Raw genomic sequence first — 17,804 nt, 5'->3', positions numbered from 1 at the left:
AAGGAGGCTGCACGATGAAGCTGTCCCACAAGCAGAAGCTGTCGATGTTGAACGATGGATATATTCACGTCCCAGGTGTAATCCCGATGATTATGGTAGATCAAGCGGTCAAGCATATTAATCACGCGATCGGTGAAGGGATGCCGCCTGAGCGGATGACGACGTTCCGCGCGCAATCGTACTGTCCTGACTTGCAGGACAAGTCTCCGATTACAGGGCTCTACAATGATACGCCTGTTAAGTCACTCGTCGAAGATTTGCTAGGCGAAGGAATGAGTCTACCTGTCGGCAGCGGGCAAATCGCGCTGCGGTTTCCATCGCTTCAAGACCCGCCGAATGTGGCGCGTCCGCATTTGGACGGCATGTACTCCCCGCACAACGGGGTAAAGGAAGGGACAATCGGCAACTTTACAATGCTTGTCGGCGTATTGCTCAGTCCTGTGCGTGAGGATTTTTCTGGTAATTTCACAGTATGGCCTGGAACACACGCTTCATATGAGCAGTACTTCCGTGAGCATGGAGCGGAATCGCTGCTAGACGGCATGCCGCCGGTTGCGCTGCCAGAGCCTGTCCAAACGAAGGGAGAGCCGGGGGACATCTTCCTCGTACACTATCAGCTAGCGCATAGTGTAGCGGCGAATGCATCTCCTTGGCCTCGATACGCAATCTTCTTCCGGGTGAAGCACACCGAGCACGGCATAGACTGGAAGGCTCCGATGACCGATATTTGGCTGCACTGGCCGGGGATTCGGGAGATAAAGAGCTGAATGTGCAAAACGAGCAGAACCAGCTACACGGGCATATTTTATAAAATGTATACATATTGTACTCATTAATTTTGTATGCTAGTCTAGGACTATCAAGTCGAGGTATATTTCTATTTCTACCCTTACGAAACGGGGGAGTGAGTGCGGAGAATGGAAGCTTTGCGGCGATTGAAGGTTAGTGACAATAAGCGATTTTTGGTGCAAGAGGATGGTTCGCCATTCTTTTGGCTTGGGGATACGACATGGGAGCTGTTTCATAAGCTGAACCGTGAAGAAGCGATAGAGTATTTGCGTAATCGGGCCGAACTGAAGTTCAATGTCGTTCAAGCCGTCGCATTATCGGAATTCGAGGGACTGACGACGGACAATTATTACGGGCGCAGGCCGCTGAAGCTGAACGCGGAGGGCCAGTACGATCCAACAATGCCGGATACGGACGGCGACTATCATTATTGGAATCATGTCGATTATATCGTCGATCGAGCGGCGGAGCTTGGCATCTATATCGCGTTGCTGCCTACTTGGGGCGACAAGTACAATTTGGCTTGGGGCAAAGGGCCTGTCGTGTTCGATGCTGACAATGCGCGTGTATATGGCAAATGGCTTGGGGAGCGCTACAAGGATCGCACGAATATTATCTGGGTGCTGGGCGGGGATCGACCACTGCATACGGGGCTTCATTTTGACGTGAATCGGTCGCTTGCTGCGGGCTTGTCGGAAGGTGATGGTGGCTCGAACTTAATCACTTTCCATCCTTGCGGCAATACGTCGTCGTCATTCCATCTGCACGATGAGCGCTGGCTGGACTTCAACATGATCCAATCCGGACACCATGCGCAGGTCCGCGTCAATTACAGCCATGTCAGCGCGGATTATGCGAAGTCGCCGGTGAAACCGACCCTCGACGCGGAGCCTTGCTACGAGGATCACCCGATTAATTTCAAAGAGGGGAACGGTTATTTCGACCAAGCGGATGTGCGGCAAGCAGCCTATTATGCCGTCTTCTCCGGTGCGTTCGGACACACGTATGGTCATCATTGCATTTGGTCGATGACGACGGAGCAGACGCCATACTTCGTGATGAACTGGAGTGATGCTTTGAATCGTCCGGGAGCTATGCAAATGCAGCATGTACGCGGGCTAATCGAGTCGCATTCGTTCTTCGATCGGGTGCCGGATCAGAGCTTACTTGCTGCCAATCTGGAAGGCGCCAACTATATGGTTGCGACGCGCGGGGAACGGTATGGCCTCATCTACAGCCCGAACGGACTGGCTTTCACCGCGGTGCTCAGTCGATGGAGCGGCAGCCGCATTAGCGCTTCCTGGTTTGATCCGAGAACAGGTCATTATAGTGAAATTAGCGAGTACGAGGGTGGCGGTGAAGTGAGGTTCGTGCCTCCAACGAGCGGCCGAGGTTGTGATTGGGTGCTGGAATTAGTGGTTCAATAAATCATTTGGCTGCCGGTTATGCCGGCAGTCTTCTTGCTTTTATATGAAGTAGGAGGTGAGGGCCTTGATGAAGTTGACGAGATTTCTGTGCGGCGTCGTATATGCGCTATTGCTCTGCTCGCACCTGACGGCATGCCGGGGAGAACCTGCGGCAGTTAAGGAGATAGGCAGCGAACAATCGGAGTCGCCAGCGATTAAGCTGGAGACGATCCTCCCGGAGGGGACGCTCGACAATCCGGTTGGCGTGGTAAGCGAGAACGGGGTATCGAGCAGCTTGAAAGGCATGTTGTTTGTGGTGGAGCAGAAAGGGAAAATCGTTATGCTCGATCCGGCACATCCTGCTTCGGAGCCGAAGACCGTGCTGGATATTCAGGATCGGGTCCACTCAGACGGGAATGAGCAGGGGCTGCTTGGGCTTGCTTTTCATCCGAAGAAACCAGGCGTTGCCTTCGTGAACTACACGACGAAGACGCATTCTGTCATCGCCAGATTTGTGATGAAGGACCCGGGGCATCCGGAGCTGCTCGATCCGAAGAGCGAGGTCATTCTGCTTACATACAAGCAGCCGTTCGCGAATCATAAAGGCGGACAGCTTGCTTTTGGCCCAGACGGGTATTTGTACATTGGGACTGGTGACGGTGGCAGCGGCGGCGATCCTTACGGCAATGGTCAAAATAAACATACGCTGCTCGGCAAAATATTGCGCATCAACGTGGATGTCGGCGGATACCAGGGTAAAAAATACACCATTCCGGCTGATAATCCGTTCGCGGATGGAAAAGCTGGCGAGCCTGAGATTTATGCATATGGCTTGCGTAATCCATGGCGGTTCAGCTTCGATTCCACGACTGGGAAGCTGTGGGCTGCCGATGTCGGGCAGGACCGTCTGGAGGAGATCGATATTGTCGAGAAGGGCGGCAACTATGGTTGGAATGTGATGGAGGGAGACCTCTGTTATAAGCCCGAGGAGGGCTGCGACAAAACAGGGTTGATCGAGCCGATCTACACGTACGGGCGGGATCTTGGCGTCTCCGTTACTGGCGGATACGTGTATCGGGGGTCAGCGATTCCTGATCTGGTTGGCTGGTATATCTATGGCGATTATGCGATGGGTACGATTTGGGCTCTGCGACAGGAGGCAGATGGAAGTGTGCGGAACGTGACGCTGCTCCAGTCAGGCGAGCTAATTACTTCCTTCGGCGTCGACGCAGCGGGCGAGCTGTATGTGTGCGCGCAGAACGGCAGCTTGCTTCGGATTGTTCAAGGGTGAGCAAGAAGGGTACTCAGTACCCCACATCGGCGCATCCATTTCTCGCCCTCAATAAAAAACACCGAGAAATTCCCCAGATCAGGGACTTTCTCGGCATTCGGATGCCGTCGCACGAACGACGGCTACTTGCTATTCTTCGATGTGCTTCGGTTTAACATGTTCCGCAAACAGCGCACCAGAGCGTGCATCGGCGAGCACAGTGGTGAGCCATTGCTTCTCCGTCTCACCGAACTGGATGAAGCCTCGGATCATCAGCTCCGAGCCGCGCGGAATGATGCCTTCCTTCAATTGAAGAACGGCGGTCATCCGTACGATTCGGGCTTCGCAATCGGCTAGCTGCTTCACGATCAATGCTTCAACCTTGGCAGGATCGCCATGTCGGATGAATGGCATCGTTAGGAAGACCGGATGCTGCGGATAAGAGTTCTGCTTGAACTCCGCATGCAATAGATCTTGAAAAGATGCTTTGCCAGATTCGGTAATCCGGTAAATCGTCTTGTCCGGCCGATTGTCGCCAGGCACCGAGACGACTTCCGCCGCCTCGATTAACCCGTCCTGCCGCAGCTGGTCAACCGCGTAATACAGCGACCCGTCGCGAAGCTTGAAGCATTCATTCCAATTGCGGTATTTGATCGTTTGACGAATTTCGTACGGGTGACGCTCGCACTCCATCAATAGCCCCAGGATTAAGAGCCGCATGGACATTGGCTGCTAGCCTCCGTGGTACGAAGGTTCAGGTTTTCCTGCGCCTTCGCCTTGCGGGCCTTGTGGACCTGGCTTGCCTGAAGCGCCTTTCGGGCCTCCGGCAGCTTTGCCGATTTCAAGTCTTGCGCGGCCGAGCAGGAGTGCGAATACAATCGCAAGAACCGGCAGGATGACCGACCATTGGAAAATAAACACGATGGAGTCTGAGAGCTTGCTTAACAGCGTATTAACGACTTCAGGGGAAAGACCCATTTGCTTTTGAATGACAGGATCCAAGAGAGCCTGGCCGCCTTTAATTTTCTCGGCAACCGCGGGATCCATATTTGGAATTGCTTTGACATCGGACTGGAATGCAGATTTCTGTAACGTACCGAATACGGTTACGCCAAGCGCGGAACCAATCGTTCTAAAGAACGTGATCAGCGATGAAGCCGAACCTTTATATTGCGGTGGTACAGCGTTTAGTGTCGAGATGTTCAGCAGGGAGAAGGATACGCCGATACCAAGACCGACAATGATCATGAACAATGTGATGACAAAGCGGCTTGTTTGATCATCCATCACGAAGCCGAGCAGCGATGTGCCGATAATCAGCGTAAGTGCGGATAGAAGCATAACGTCGCGGTATCTGAAACGTGTCGCAATCCGGCCGCCAATCTGGCTGCTCAGAACGACGCCAAGCATCATTGGTGTAAGTACGCTACTCGTTTCGGTAGCCGTTTTATGGAATACCCCTTGAATGAAGATTGGGATATAAGTAGCTGTGGCAATCATTACGCCGCCGTATAACAAGCTGATGCCCATGCTGCCTGTTACGACATTGTTTTTGAAGAGGGACAGCTGAATGATCGGGTCTTTCGCTTTACGCTCCACAAAGAGGAATCCGATCAACAGTACAGCAGAAGCGACGAACAGGGAGATCGTCTTCGCCGAAGCCCATGGCCAGTTGTCCGAGCCGCCCAGCTCAAGGCCGAACATGAGGAACAGGATGCCCGCAGTCAGGACGATTGCGCCTGCCCAGTCGATAACTTGTTTGCGTGCATTACGAGTTTCATGGTAAGCCTGCGTGATGAACAGGACCGCAAGAATGCCAATCGGCACGTTAATGTAGAAAATCCAGCGCCAGCTGACGCTGTCTGTAATAACACCGCCCATAACGGGACCAAATACGCTCGAAATACCGAATACGGCACCGAAAAGTCCCATCATCTTACCGCGTTTCTCAGCAGGGAATATGTCAAAAATAATCGTGAACACGATCGGCATAATTGCACCGCCGCCGATACCTTGAATCGCGCGGTAGATGATCAGCTGATCCATGTTTGTTGCCGTGCCGCACATAATCGACCCTAACATGAATAGGATTAGGCCGGATAGGAAAAATCTTTTGCGTCCGTACATATCGGACAGCTTGCCGAAGATCGGCGTAGATACGACCATGGCGATCATGTAGGCGGAATAAACCCAAATAAATTTATCAAAGCCGCCGATCTTTTTGATGATCGTAGCCATTGCGGTCGACACGATCGTCTGATCGAGCGCCGCCATAAACAGCCCGAGCAACAATCCGGCAATGACGAGCTTTACGTTACTTCTCTTGGCGTCCACTTGCATTCTCCTCTCGCTCTTGCGTGAATAATCATAACTCAAATTTGAATAGCCATTCATTATTATACTCAAATTTGAGTTTCTAACAAGTGAATTTGAGTAAATCTGTTTAGAAATTATTTTGCCCGGGTATAGGGCGGGGAATTCGGGTTGTGTTGAGGGGTGGGAAGTTAGTCAAAACCGTCGAAGAAGTCCAGCAAACCAGCTACATTGAGTACTAACGAGCAAATGTGTATCCTCCAGGGATACACATTCAATCAGAATCTACCGACATCTGCCCACAGAAGCAAAAAGCCCACGCAGCGCATCAACCGTGCCGCATGGGCATTACTATTTAATCGTTCTCTACTACTCGAGCGACTGGCCCGGAGCAGGTACGGCATTTGCCTCTTAGCAGGAGACCATGCTTCTCTTTCTTGATGCTGTAGTCGACAATTTCAACAGCCCCACCGCATTTGCCGCAAAATACGTTGCGAACAAGCTTCTCGCGATGCTGCTCCGGAATTGCTTTCCATGTTTGCAAAGCTTGGATCGAGGTGACGTTCTCGTTCTTCGCCATCGAATACTCACTCCCATTCTATTCGATTAGTTTCACTCCGCCAACAACAATTAGAACAGCAGCGCGAGCCATTCTTCCCGATCAACCGGGCCAAAATACACCGTCAAATCCACATCCGCCAGCGCCGCAGCGACATCCTCTGCATTATAGCGCACGCCTGCGAGCCGCGCCGTTACATCGCTCAATTCGCCGGTGCCGAAGAAGTCGCCGAAGATGGACGCTTCGGCAATGATGCCGTCCAACACATCGAGCCGCACGTCGAAGGTGCCGGCTGCAAGCCGCTTCACTTGGCGCACGTTGAATGCCGGGGAGCGACCGTAATTCCAATCCCAGCTGCGGTACCTCTCTTCCGCAAGCTGATCGACTGCTGCGAGATCCGCCTCTGTGAGCGGATACACCGGAATATCTTTGCCGCCGAAGATGGACTCCAGCAGGAATGAGCGGAACTGATCCATCGTCATCGGCTCCTGCAAGAATTCGGCGATGTTCGCGACGCGGCTGCGGACGGACTTTGTCGCTTTCGATTCGAACTTAGCCGGATTCGGCTTCAAAGCCGACACGATAGAATCCACCTCGGAGCTGAACAGCAGCGTACCGTGGCTGAACATGCGGCCTTTCGTCGCGAACTGCGCATTGCCGGAGATTTTGCGCTCGCCGACTTGCAGATCGTTGCGGCCGGACAATTCAGCATTGACGCCTAGCCCGCGAAGCGCCGCCACTACGGGCTCCGTGAACTTACGGAAGTTATGAAACGATTTGCCGTCGTCCTTCGTGATGAAGCTGAAATTCAAATTGCCTAGATCATGATATACCGCGCCGCCGCCGGATAGTCGGCGTACGATATGAATGCCGTGCTCTTCCACGTAGGAAGTGTTCACCTCTTCGGCGGTATTTTGATTCTTGCCGATAATGATGGATGGTTCATTAATGTAGAAGAGCAGAAAATCTTCATCCCCCGTCAGATTGCGCAGAACATACTCTTCAAGCGCAAGGTTCCAGGCAGGATCATTGTTGCCCTGATTATCGATAAATCGCATAGCAATGTACCTCCATCTATTTGACCGTGACTGTCCCCCAAGCGGACTTGCGGATTTCTGTCGGGGTGCTGCCGGTCTGTTCTTTGACAAGACGTGCCAGGTGAAAAGCCGTTTTGAACCCGCAGCGTGCAGCAATCTCGCCAACGGCGAGGCCGGACTGCGTCAGAAGCTCGGTCGCCTTCAGCACGCGATAGTGCCACAGATAGCGAATCGGCGTCATCTGATTGTAGCCGTGAAACAGCCGAACGAGATGCTCGGGCGAGACACCGGCCGCGCTGGACAGCTCAGGCAAGGAGATTTCCTCTGCAAAATGCTGCTGCACATACGTAAGTGCTCCTCGAATGCTCGGATGCAGCTCTTGCTGCTGTTTCGTCTCTGCGATACGTGCGGCAAACGAGTGGAACGCCGCATACCCAAGGCTCACCATCAGCTCGTTATGGTTCAAGCCATCTTCCTTCATGGACAAGATCATATCCGTAATGGTATTGAGCGCTTCCGGAATCGGCATGCTAAAGGGAAGGCTGTCCAAATACGCCAACTCGAATTCGGTAAGCGGCTCCACGGATAAGGAGATCCAGCGGTGCCAAGATTCCTGCGTCTTCGCGAAGGCAAAATACTCTTGATGATGCGGCTTCAGCAGGACGACTTGTCCCGGCTTTACATCATAATGAACGCCGTCAATCGTTATGTCGAGCTCTCCCGTATGAAGCAGCACGAGCTGTATATCCTGCTGCACGCGCGGACCATAGGTACCACGTGGTGGATAGACGATGGTGCCCGCGTGAATGGATGTTATTTTGGCATAAGGCAGGCTCATCTTTAGTTCCCAGCTCCTTATCTCCATTATAACGATATCGCCGTTAAACAGGAACAGCCCGGCGATATCCGCCAGGCTGCGCAGCAACATATTTTTCCATTAGTAAATGCGTTTCGCTCCGGCAAAGCGCGGGCTCCAATAGGTATTGTCCAGCTGCTGAACGTAGACGCCCTTCGAGGATGTAGCTGAGATGAACGAACCATTGCCCATATAGAAACCGACATGATCGACGGCTCCAGTCGTTCCGATACGGAAGAAGACGAGATCACCCGGTCTCAGCATGGCGCGTGCTACGTTACTGCCTTGCATAAATAGATTCGCAGCGGTTGTCCTTACTTGAGGGACTCCGAATTTAGTGAACATGAAGTAGACAAAGCCGGAGCAATCGAAGCCAGACGTGCTTGACCCGCCCCAGGCATAGGGAACGCCTATGTAAGATGAACTATCCCCAATCAGCTTCTGCTTCAAGAGAGCATGATTGATGGCATCGCCGGTAACTGGTCCAGCAAGTCCGTCAGCTGGGAGGCCGTAGTTGTTCTGGAAAGCAAGAACGGCATCACGAGTAACCGTACCGTAATAGCCGGTTGCTGTAGGGTAGTTGAAGTAACTCAATGCTTTTAAATTATTTTGCAGCGTCGTGACGTTATCGCCTGTTGTACCCAGGCTCATAATGGCAGCGCTTGCGTGCGCGCTATTAATGAACGGCGAAGCAGCCTGTGCTGTTCCTGTCAGAAGGGTGAAGGCGGCCGCGGCTAGCAATAGTTTCTTCCTCATGTTAGTCCTCCATCCAAAATGGGGATAAATACTCCTATTCTTTCTCAGCATACCAGCAACAAACAAGAGAGATAAGCTGTGTTTTGCTGGAAAAAAAGACAGCCTTGGCATCTCTGCCAGGCTGTCCACTTCATTACATATTAGTAGAGCGGAAATTTCTTCTGTAAATCTATGCGCGGAGTCGTCGCATCCTCGCGGATATAGTGGCAAACGTATGAACGGCGCCAGCGATCTGTGCTGCGGTTGCGTCCCGAGGAGTGAATGAGCAGCTCGTGGAAGAAGAGGATGTCACCTTGCTCCATGATAACAGGCACCTGCTTCGTAAGATCGATGCCTTCCGTTTCATCGGTCCAAGGCTCATGCTCATCGAGGTTCTTCACCGCGCCATGTGGCAGAAGGCCGAGGCGATGCGACTTCGGAATGACCCATAGGCAGCCATTCTCTTCATCGACTTGCTCTTCCATCGCGATCCATGCGGCAATCATCGTCATCGGATCGTTCTTAATATAGTAGAAATCCTGATGTGCAGCCTGTCCTGGCGATCCCGGCTCTTTATAGAAGAACATGCTCTGAATGCCGACCGCCTCGCGACCCATTAGCTGAGCGAGCGTTCCGCGAATGACAGGAAGCTTCATCATCTGTGCCGAGAAGCCGTCTTGCAGATGCGGATTGAAGAGGCGCACGGAGTAGCGTTTGCTCGGCTCACATGCCGCCCATTCCGGCATCGGGTCCATATTTCGCAGATCATAGATATGTCCGTTATAGGCATCTATCAAATCAGCGGAGCAGCCGTTCTTGATGAGCAAGAAGCCGTCATCTTGGAATTGATCTATCTGCGCCTGTGTTAGAGGCGTTGCAATTGGCGGAATTACTTTATTCATTGTCGTCATCCCCTCTCCTTGATTAACTAAAGCATACCGTGGAAGAGGGAGACGGACAATGGCTGGCATTATCACAAATATATCTGAAATTGATATTTATGCGATTGGGTAGTCAACGACAACAACATTCTCAAGCAAGCCGCCGAGCTGCTGTACGAAAGCTTGGTGAAGCGGATGCGGACCATATGCGCGGAGCGCTTCCTTGTTCTCGAACGTTACCCGGAGGCCGAGGGAATAACCGTGGATGTTATTCGTTTCTTCCGTCACATTAATGCCGGCACTCACATCAACAATGCCAGGGATGGCGCCTTTGAAAGCAAGCAGCCGAGCTAGCAGCTCCTGCTCCTTCTCAGGTGTAATTCGATCGTTGAATTTGAAAATGACTAGATGCTCGAACAAGTGGATCGCTCCTTTAAATTAGGGGATTTTAGGTGATCGTTCAATCCGTATTATAGCAAAAATCAGCTGAGATGGATTGACGCTTATTTTGGCATGTGGTTATGTCTTGAATAATTTTTTATTATACTACTGCATTGGTGTATTAATATACTAAAGTGAGGTGGGGCATAAAATGCAGGAAGAGATCCGAATGGCCATGCCAAAAGGGAATAAGTTGGTTTCTGAATTGTTTCGTAAAGCAGGGTATCCTTTGCCAGATGATTTTGATGAATCACGAAGATAGATGGTCCAGTTGATTATAGATTCGTTAAGAAACAGAACTGACGTGCACGAGTTAGGAGGGAAACCGTTGAAAGAGTTGTACTTAATCAGACATGGCGAAGCCGAGCACTTACTGAAAGGAATGGTTGGCGGATGGTCAGATACGCCGTTAACGGATAAGGGACGAAATCAAGCCATGCTGACAGGAAAAAGATTGCATTCATTGTTGCAAAACAAACCTATCAATTATTATGCTAGCGATCTATCGAGAGCAAGCGATACAGCTATCATAATAGGTGAAATGATTGCAAGGAGACCCCTAATCGTTAAAGAACTAAGGGAATTAAGTAATGGACTTGCAGCAAACAAAACGAAAGAACAAGCCGAGCAATTAAAGCTGCCGCTCACGGATCCCATACTTGAATGGATACCTTACCCCGAGGCGGAAAGCTGGGCAATGATGCAAGATAGGGTAGCGCGGTGTATGGAACAAGTTAAAAAAGATATCTATGAGACAACCGTGATTGTCACTCATTCGAATACGATCAATGCGATCATATATTGGTGGCTAGGATTTGAAGCTGAGCTGATTTCCAACGTGTCCTTTGATATTGATCCATGTAGCATCACTTTGCTAAACAGAGTCGAATGGACTGGGAGCAGAAATATTTCGAAGTTAAACGATACATGCCATTTGGGAATAGAGGGGTAACACGAGTACTCCGTCCCTTATGGGACGGTTTTTTTTGTGCTTTTAATTGAACCGAGGAGGAATTGAGATGTTGCAAATGTTCGATGTGCAAGATTCAGTGCTTAACCAAATTGCGGATGAAGTTCAGTACAATCTCATTTATCGGATTTGCGAGTCAAAGCATTCTAAATGCCTAAAGGCGCCCGATGAAACAATGATCTTTGCCCAGTCAGAAGGCCATAACGCCTGGTTATGGATTTCGAAACAATTTTCGGAAGATAAAAAGAACAAGTTAATGCAAGAGCTTTTAGAGGTTCTTAAGGGAACTACATTAACTGTTTTTTTAGTTGAGCTGACTGCCAGCCCCTCCTTCTTACAGAACGGTTGACCAAGCTCTTCTTAACAATTGCACACCACGCTCCATATCCTTCTCTTTAATTCCTCCAAATCCGAGATAAATCTTGGGGTTGCCACCAGCTAATCGTAATTGAGCATCTTGGCTACCGTATACAAGAACACCTTGCTGCTTGGCCAATTCAATTAGTTTCTCGGCACTGACAGAGGTAGTAATAGATAATTCGATATGCAGCCCTGAGCCGCTGCTATTGACTGAGACAGAGTTCGGCATATGGATGCGTATGTATTGAACCAATGCCTCGTGCTTTAATCGATAGAGCTTCCGCATCCGCCTTAAATGGCGGTACCAATGACCGCGAGACATAAATAACTGCATCGCCCATTGATTCATTCTTGAAGGGCAGGAGTAGACTTGATCTAATGATTGAAGTTTTCCTAATAGCTGCTGCGGTAAAATCATATAGTTCATACGCAATGAAGGTGTAAATACCTTTGAAAATGTGCCCATATAGATGACGACGCCGTCCTTGTCCAATCCTTGAAGTGAAGGGAGTGGTTTGCCGGAGAGTCGAAGCTCCCCGTCATAATCATCCTCAATAATATATCCGCTGTACTTATTCGCCCATCCGAAGAGGGAATGAATCTCCATCAATCGTTAGTAGACTGAAATCAATGTAACCTTCTTCCTTCTCTGTTTGTCCAATTGCTTCAAGCTCGGTTTCCTGCTTCCTATGAGATCTGGAATCCGTCTGAATGGATACTCTCTCCAAATACGGATTAATTACAATTAAGCCCGCTCTTTCTTTACTAAGAACATATCCTTCTTCCAACAACAAATGATAGGCGGTTTCTATCGTCGTTTTGCTAATGTTTAACTGTCGTCCGAGCGAGCGAATGTAGGGTAGTTTCATGCCGTTCTTTAAGACGCCTTCCTGGATCAGTGCCCGAATATGTTGATATAACTGCATATATAGTGTTCCGTCTGTATGAAATGTAAGGTTTAGCTCGATGGTTCTCACTTCCTCATCTGACCCTTAAATATTATTCTAAACTGAACCTTTATAAAGGGTCATTCCTATTTTAATAAGTTTCCATCAAGTGCGAGGAGAGATATGAAGATGAGGATGGCATTTATATTATTTGATGATATGACGACGTTAGACTTCTCCGGGTTCCATAATGCGGTGACTATACGATCTGATATTTATCCCTGGCGGCATAGCGACACGGCAATTAATCCACGACCCGATCTTTATCGATTGGATTCGGACCGCGCAAGAAGTGGAATACAAAGTCTCTGTATGCACGGGGGCACTCCTGCTCGGAGCAGCAGGTTTAACGAAGGATAAGACGATAACGACAAACCCGTTAGCCTTGGATTTGCTGGAGCCGTATTGCAAGGAAGTCGTCAAAGTTCGAGCTATGCGAGATGGGGATGTGTTTACCGGCGGCGGAATAACAGCCTCCATCGACCTCGGTTTGTTCTTTATTGAGTCCATAACGAACAAAGAAGTCGTACAAGAAATTCAAACCTATATGGACTATCCCTACTATAATCTTTGAGAATGCAGGAGGGACAACCATGATTGAACAAACCGTTGCTGAGAGATTGAGATTGAAATTGTTCGGCATTGTACTGCCAAGTGCGAGTGAGCCTGCTGCTAAATACGCGAATTACGTGAAAGTGAATCATCTTTTGTTTGTCTCGGGTAAAGGACCTGCAGGTAATCCTAGGGGAAAGCATGGAGCTGAGTTTACAACAGAAGAGGGTTATCAGTTCGCTAGACAGGCTGGAATTGAAATTCTCGCTGTATTGGAATCAGCTCTAGCTTCTTTGGATAAGGTGAAGAGAGTGGTTAAAATTCAAGGGTTCGTGAATGCAGCCCCTGATTATGAGGAGCATCATAAGGTGTTGAATGGCTGTTCAGATTTAATGCTAGACGTTTTCGGGGCCAAGGGCGTACATGCTCGTTCGGTTTTTGGAGCTGTTTCAGTAAGAGATAATCTTCCGATTATTATCGATTCGATATTTGAAGTGGAAGAATAGAATGTGACAGCAAAAAACCACCTCCATTTCGAGAGGTGGTTTATTCATTATTAGCCCATCATCATTTTGCCAACGGCTGCCTCAGTCTCTTCCTCGAACGCTTTCGCATCGACCATCCAAGGCGTTACGCCGAGCAGCATTTTGCGCATATTGCTGGTCGCTTCGGACTGGATTCTCTCCGATGGCTCATAGCCAGGCCATGTACGCAGGGCGGATTGTGCGTAGTTGTAGATCAGCGAGCGCCGAGTTACGTCGGACAGATTGTTCAGCGCCGAGTGGTACGTGTAGCCGTTGAAAATAACAGCAGTACCTTTCTTCACGTTCATCCGTGCATGTCCAGGCAGATCTTCTTGCTTCTCGACCTTCGGCAGATCAGCATCCTTCATGTTATTGCTTCCGGGCAGGAACGCCAGGCAGCCGCCGTCATAAGGAACATCAGAGAGGAAGTAGAACACTTTAATCATCCACGGCACTTGCTTCTCGCCGATGAACATCTTCGTCGAAGTATCGCGGTGCCAGTTCGTGTGCGACACTTTGCCCGGAGGCTTCAGCAGGGCGTCGTTGTCGATCATAACGAAGCTGTTGCCAATCAAGTCGCGCATAATGTTCATCATCCGCTTATGCTCCATCAGCTGAAGGAAATCCTCGCCGTATTCGATAATGCCGCAAATTTGCTTTACATGATTCAGCTGGCCCGTAGCCGGGTTCACCCGATTATTCGTTTCGAATTCGACGAACGCCTCGTCGATTCGGTCATTGTATAGGTTTACTTCATCTTCACTTAGAAAATTGTCCAGGACGAGAAATCCATCGCGTTCCCACATCAATTGCTGTTCCTCAGTAAGTCCGTGCAAGCTCATTATTACGTCCTCCTCATTAGCGGATCGCTTTATTTATCTTTATTTTAAAGGATGCGGAGGTCGTATAAAATAAAGCAGATTGCCGACTATACACCATAAATTGCTGTTGTGCTGCAAAGATCAGCCTGACCGCTTACGAGCGTCTTAAATTTCGCCGGAAGTCGCGCGGTGATTCATGCTGCACCTTAAGAAAAGCGTGCAGGAACGCATTATAGCTGGCGAATCCGCTCTGGATGCTGATCTCGTTAATGGAGTGTGAGGTGCTGATCAGGAGCCGCTTCGCATGATGCACCTTCTTCAGAAGCACATATTCTTTGGGCGTTACACCGTATTGCTTCTTAAATTGGCGGATAAAATGGTACAAGCTAAGCCCAGCAATTGCTGCCAGATGCGACACGTCCTCTACGGTTAAGTAGCTCGCGTCTATATAGGCTTTTGCACGCTGCAGTGATTCAGGCCCCGCTCCTCCATAGCCGGAAGTGGCGTGGCTGCCGCTTAGGTCGCGCCGAATGCGATAGAATTCGAGCAAGAACTGATAGAGCAGCGCTGAGATGGGCAGCTCATGAGGTGTATTCTCATCTTTCATGAGCGCGATGATCCGTTCGAGCAGCTCGGTCAGCTCGTTGTGCGGGGTCGGCAGCGATTGAATCATGGAATAAGACCCTTCGCCGTAGAGTCTCGGCCAATAGTGCTCGATATCAATGCCGTCGAAGACAAGATAGTGCATCTCGAACGGGTTATTCTCTTCGGTCTTGTACGCGTGCGGGATGCGCATATCATGGATAAGACAGTCGCCTTCGACGATGTCGATCCATTGGTTGGCATGCTTGAAGCTGCCTTTGCCCTTGGTGACGAACAAGATCTCATAGGCGGGATAGTAGTCGCGATAGTAAGCGAAAGCGCCGTGCGGCGCGTCATAACCGCCGATTAGGCCGTGAAACAGTTGGCTGCGTGCGAACTCGCTCGGCGTGCCGATATATTGGTATGATGCCAGGGGGGAAGTCATACGAGCATCCTTTCCGCTTTTACATTGGTGCTTTCATTATAGCGTGGATTCGTTGCTCGCGTCAGGCGCCGCCTATTACAATGAGGACAAGCAAGCTCTATTATCGTGAGGATGGATGGGGGATGGACGATGGAACGAGCGGAAGCAGAGGCAATAGCCGATTGGATGCGGCGTTATAGCGAATCCGGGGCAGTGAATACGTACGATGTAACGCGGATTAGCAGCGGCGGCGCACCATTGCAAGGATTCCACCAATGGGCGAACGGGAAGCCGCTTGTGGATGCTTTTTACGTCAGTCGGCCGCTGCTGGGCGGATCGCTTTATGTGCTGTTCATTGATTGGCACCGGAACGACAACTATTACATGGCTATCTATGCCGGCGATAAATCGACGACACATGCCGAGATTCAGAAGCTTGTTTATGACGAGGAAGGGCAGCCTACGCATCTTCGCTGGACGTACAATCCGCTGAAGCGCGATGGCGGCAACGCCGTGCGCAAAGCTTACTTCAAGCAGCAATGGGGCGAGCTCGCTGTGACAATTCCCGTGCTGGGCGCTCTGGCTGAGGAGGAGATCGGCCTTTTTTTGGACGCGATCTTCGATGTAGTGGACCGGCGGCTGAAGGCAGACCATGCTCCGGAGCTTTTTGACGAATTTGACAAAATGTAGAATTGTGATTGAAAATGCCGTTATGGAATAGGCATTGCGGCCAATAAAATGTATAATACCGATAGGGATTCAAAACTATTATCAATAAGGAGCATCAAGATGTCAAAAACATTGATTTTCGGCCACAAAAACCCGGACACAGACACGATCTGTTCTGCAATTGCTTACGCGGATTTGAAAACAAAGCTCGGCCAAGAAGTTGAAGCAGTTCGTCTTGGAGAAGTGAACGGCGAAACGCAATATGCGCTGGACACGTTCAAAGCAGCAGCGCCTCGTCTTGTTGAGACAGTTGCGAACGAAGCAAGCAATGTTATCTTGGTTGACCACAACGAGCGCCAACAAAGCGCGAGCGACATCGACAAGGTGCGTGTTCTTGAAGTAATCGACCACCACCGTATCGCTAACTTTGAGACAAGCCACCCGCTTTACTACCGCTGCGAGCCAGTGGGCTGTACGGCGACAATTCTTAATAAAATGTACAAAGAGAACGGCATCGCAATCGACAGCAACATCGCTGGTCTGATGCTATCCGCGATCATCTCCGACTCCTTGCTGTTCAAATCGCCGACTTGCACGCCGGAAGACGTTGCGGCAGCTCGCGAATTGGCGGCAATCGCTGGCGTTGACGCTGATACTTATGGCCTCGAAATGCTGAAAGCTGGCGCAGACCTGAGCCAGAAGACAGTTGCTCAACTGATCTCCATCGACTCGAAAGAGTTCACAATGGGCAGCTCCAAGGTTGAGATCGCACAAGTAAACGCAGTTGACGTGAACGACGTTCTGTCCCGTCAAGCTGAAGTTGAAGTGGCATTGAACCAAATCATCGCGGACAAAGGCCTTGACCTGTTCGTACTCGTTGTAACTGATATTCTCAACAACGACTCCGTTGCAATCGCTCTTGGCAGCAAAGCAGCGGCTGTTGAAACAGCATACAACGTGAAGCTCGACGATAACAAAGCGATTCTGAAGGGCGTAGTTTCCCGCAAATCGCAAATCGTTCCAGTATTGACTGAAACGCTGAGCAAGTAAGTTGACTGCTCTGCACATAGGAAAGCCGCATCTCCTAGGGGGATGCGGCTTTTTTTGCGTTGGTAGGCGAGAGAGCAGGCAGGCACGCAGGCAGTCAGGTTGAACAGGCGGGCATAAGTGGAAATATCCATTATATTCCGACTGAGAGCTGAATGAGCCTACAATAAGTGCGTATATGTAATTATTTCCATTCTACTAGGAGCATTGAGAAAAAAAAGTGGACATTTGCAATTATTAATTGGCCTGCTCTATGGCTCAGGCATTGTGCAAGCTTGAGCAGAGAGTCAGCATAGCAGCAGCACGTTTATCCGAAGGCTATCCGGAACTAGCTCGTTAGAAAACGCTGGATCATTATATCCACCGCAAAGCCTACCCCGTACCAAACGCCAACAGCCAATACTACAGTGAGCAGTCTGAAGTGATAGTTAACAATGTCGCCGAAGCCCAGTAGCTGCTTAAATAGAAACTCGACATTGCTGACGAGATTTGCCGATATTTGATTATCGCCTTCGCCAAGTCCGTGCTGTACACTTTGGTCGATCCATACGGAAACGGCAGTGAGAATGAGTTGAAGGATAGGCAACGCATAACGCAATTTCAATCCCTTACGCAAAGTAG

22 protein-coding genes are annotated in these 17,804 nt (G+C 50.0%); 9 read left to right on the top strand and 13 right to left on the bottom strand.

Annotated elements, in window-relative coordinates; all coding sequences use genetic code 11:
* The first annotated feature begins 14 nt into the window (after positions 1 to 14).
* The 3 genes from AC0LWF_RS07870 to AC0LWF_RS07860 all read left to right on the top strand — a co-directional run bounded on the left by AC0LWF_RS07870 (position 15) and on the right by AC0LWF_RS07860 (position 3,486).
* Positions 15 to 767: a phytanoyl-CoA dioxygenase family protein gene (locus AC0LWF_RS07870; RefSeq protein ID WP_474650994.1), complete on the top strand. Its 753-nt coding sequence runs from the start codon at positions 15 to 17 to the stop codon at positions 765 to 767.
* A gap of 150 nt (positions 768 to 917) precedes the next feature.
* Positions 918 to 2,216, top strand: a complete 1,299-nt coding sequence (locus AC0LWF_RS07865) for a glycoside hydrolase family 140 protein (protein ID WP_474650993.1) — start codon at positions 918 to 920, stop codon at positions 2,214 to 2,216.
* A gap of 67 nt (positions 2,217 to 2,283) precedes the next feature.
* Positions 2,284 to 3,486, top strand: coding sequence for a PQQ-dependent sugar dehydrogenase (locus AC0LWF_RS07860; protein ID WP_474650992.1), 1,203 nt, complete (start codon positions 2,284 to 2,286; stop codon positions 3,484 to 3,486).
* A gap of 129 nt (positions 3,487 to 3,615) precedes the next feature.
* Here AC0LWF_RS07860 and AC0LWF_RS07855 read toward each other — a convergent pair whose 3' ends face one another.
* The 8 genes from AC0LWF_RS07855 to AC0LWF_RS07820 all read right to left on the bottom strand — a co-directional run bounded on the left by AC0LWF_RS07855 (position 3,616) and on the right by AC0LWF_RS07820 (position 10,266).
* A complete protein-coding gene (locus AC0LWF_RS07855; protein WP_474650991.1) occupies positions 3,616 to 4,191 on the bottom strand; it encodes a PadR family transcriptional regulator in 576 nt (191 codons plus the stop codon).
* A 6-nt stretch (positions 4,192 to 4,197) separates the two neighbouring features.
* Positions 4,198 to 5,805, bottom strand: coding sequence for an MDR family MFS transporter (locus AC0LWF_RS07850; RefSeq protein WP_474650990.1), 1,608 nt, complete (start codon positions 5,803 to 5,805; stop codon positions 4,198 to 4,200).
* 328 nt (positions 5,806 to 6,133) lie between these two features.
* Positions 6,134 to 6,358 carry a hypothetical protein gene (locus AC0LWF_RS07845; RefSeq protein WP_474650989.1) on the bottom strand — a complete coding sequence of 75 codons (225 nt, stop codon included), beginning with the start codon at positions 6,356 to 6,358 and terminating at the stop codon, positions 6,134 to 6,136.
* A 50-nt stretch (positions 6,359 to 6,408) separates the two neighbouring features.
* The gene (lplA, locus tag AC0LWF_RS07840) at positions 6,409 to 7,395 is read right to left on the bottom strand and encodes a lipoate--protein ligase (protein ID WP_474650988.1); all 987 of its coding nucleotides are present in this window, start codon (positions 7,393 to 7,395) and stop codon (positions 6,409 to 6,411) included.
* A 16-nt stretch (positions 7,396 to 7,411) separates the two neighbouring features.
* On the bottom strand, positions 7,412 to 8,212 hold the full coding sequence (locus tag AC0LWF_RS07835; RefSeq protein ID WP_474650987.1) for a helix-turn-helix domain-containing protein: 801 nt from the start codon (positions 8,210 to 8,212) through the stop codon (positions 7,412 to 7,414).
* A 99-nt stretch (positions 8,213 to 8,311) separates the two neighbouring features.
* The gene (locus AC0LWF_RS07830; RefSeq protein WP_474650986.1) at positions 8,312 to 8,986 is read right to left on the bottom strand and encodes a C40 family peptidase; all 675 of its coding nucleotides are present in this window, start codon (positions 8,984 to 8,986) and stop codon (positions 8,312 to 8,314) included.
* 140 nt (positions 8,987 to 9,126) lie between these two features.
* Positions 9,127 to 9,867: a phytanoyl-CoA dioxygenase family protein gene (locus tag AC0LWF_RS07825; RefSeq protein ID WP_474650985.1), complete on the bottom strand. Its 741-nt coding sequence runs from the start codon at positions 9,865 to 9,867 to the stop codon at positions 9,127 to 9,129.
* Between the two features lie 96 nt (positions 9,868 to 9,963).
* Positions 9,964 to 10,266 (bottom strand): Dabb family protein, encoded by a 303-nt coding sequence (locus AC0LWF_RS07820; RefSeq protein WP_474650984.1) that lies wholly within the window; start codon positions 10,264 to 10,266, stop codon positions 9,964 to 9,966.
* A gap of 349 nt (positions 10,267 to 10,615) precedes the next feature.
* Between AC0LWF_RS07820 and AC0LWF_RS07815 the strand changes: the two genes are divergently transcribed.
* Positions 10,616 to 11,239 (top strand): histidine phosphatase family protein, encoded by a 624-nt coding sequence (locus AC0LWF_RS07815; protein ID WP_474650983.1) that lies wholly within the window; start codon positions 10,616 to 10,618, stop codon positions 11,237 to 11,239.
* Between the two features lie 67 nt (positions 11,240 to 11,306).
* A complete protein-coding gene (locus tag AC0LWF_RS07810) occupies positions 11,307 to 11,606 on the top strand; it encodes a hypothetical protein (protein WP_474650982.1) in 300 nt (99 codons plus the stop codon).
* On the opposite strand, the gene AC0LWF_RS07805 is transcribed toward AC0LWF_RS07810, so the two are convergent.
* Both AC0LWF_RS07805 and AC0LWF_RS07800 read right to left on the bottom strand, forming a co-directional pair.
* Positions 11,592 to 12,227, bottom strand: coding sequence for an aminotransferase-like domain-containing protein (locus AC0LWF_RS07805; RefSeq protein ID WP_474650981.1), 636 nt, complete (start codon positions 12,225 to 12,227; stop codon positions 11,592 to 11,594). The genes AC0LWF_RS07810 and AC0LWF_RS07805 overlap by 15 nt on opposite strands.
* Complete coding sequence (locus AC0LWF_RS07800; RefSeq protein ID WP_474650980.1) at positions 12,190 to 12,543, bottom strand: GntR family transcriptional regulator; 354 nt, start codon at positions 12,541 to 12,543, stop codon at positions 12,190 to 12,192. Before AC0LWF_RS07800 ends, AC0LWF_RS07805 begins: the two co-directional genes overlap by 38 nt.
* Before the next feature lie 229 nt (positions 12,544 to 12,772).
* Here AC0LWF_RS07800 and AC0LWF_RS07795 point away from each other — a divergent pair, with 229 nt between their 5' ends.
* Together AC0LWF_RS07795 and AC0LWF_RS07790 are read left to right on the top strand one after the other, a co-directional pair.
* Complete coding sequence (locus AC0LWF_RS07795) at positions 12,773 to 13,138, top strand: DJ-1/PfpI family protein (RefSeq protein ID WP_474651221.1); 366 nt, start codon at positions 12,773 to 12,775, stop codon at positions 13,136 to 13,138.
* A gap of 19 nt (positions 13,139 to 13,157) precedes the next feature.
* On the top strand, positions 13,158 to 13,622 hold the full coding sequence (locus tag AC0LWF_RS07790; RefSeq protein ID WP_474650979.1) for a RidA family protein: 465 nt from the start codon (positions 13,158 to 13,160) through the stop codon (positions 13,620 to 13,622).
* A gap of 50 nt (positions 13,623 to 13,672) precedes the next feature.
* Here the strand turns inward: AC0LWF_RS07790 and AC0LWF_RS07785 are convergent, their stop codons facing one another.
* Together AC0LWF_RS07785 and AC0LWF_RS07780 are read right to left on the bottom strand one after the other, a co-directional pair.
* The gene (locus tag AC0LWF_RS07785) at positions 13,673 to 14,482 is read right to left on the bottom strand and encodes a phytanoyl-CoA dioxygenase family protein (protein ID WP_474650978.1); all 810 of its coding nucleotides are present in this window, start codon (positions 14,480 to 14,482) and stop codon (positions 13,673 to 13,675) included.
* A gap of 133 nt (positions 14,483 to 14,615) precedes the next feature.
* A complete protein-coding gene (locus AC0LWF_RS07780; protein ID WP_474650977.1) occupies positions 14,616 to 15,488 on the bottom strand; it encodes a helix-turn-helix domain-containing protein in 873 nt (290 codons plus the stop codon).
* Between the two features lie 129 nt (positions 15,489 to 15,617).
* Between AC0LWF_RS07780 and AC0LWF_RS07775 the strand changes: the two genes are divergently transcribed.
* Together AC0LWF_RS07775 and AC0LWF_RS07770 are read left to right on the top strand one after the other, a co-directional pair.
* Positions 15,618 to 16,157, top strand: coding sequence for a hypothetical protein (locus AC0LWF_RS07775; protein WP_474650976.1), 540 nt, complete (start codon positions 15,618 to 15,620; stop codon positions 16,155 to 16,157).
* Between the two features lie 99 nt (positions 16,158 to 16,256).
* The gene (locus AC0LWF_RS07770) at positions 16,257 to 17,186 is read left to right on the top strand and encodes a manganese-dependent inorganic pyrophosphatase (protein ID WP_474650975.1); all 930 of its coding nucleotides are present in this window, start codon (positions 16,257 to 16,259) and stop codon (positions 17,184 to 17,186) included.
* Between the two features lie 325 nt (positions 17,187 to 17,511).
* Here the strand turns inward: AC0LWF_RS07770 and AC0LWF_RS07765 are convergent, their stop codons facing one another.
* Positions 17,512 to 17,799: a hypothetical protein gene (locus tag AC0LWF_RS07765; protein WP_474650974.1), complete on the bottom strand. Its 288-nt coding sequence runs from the start codon at positions 17,797 to 17,799 to the stop codon at positions 17,512 to 17,514.
* Positions 17,800 to 17,804: the final 5 nt, after the last annotated feature.

The organism is Paenibacillus sp. sgz302114 (assembly GCF_056120345.1).
Note: the sequence above shows the minus strand (reverse complement) of the source record. Positions and strands in the feature narration are given on the sequence as shown.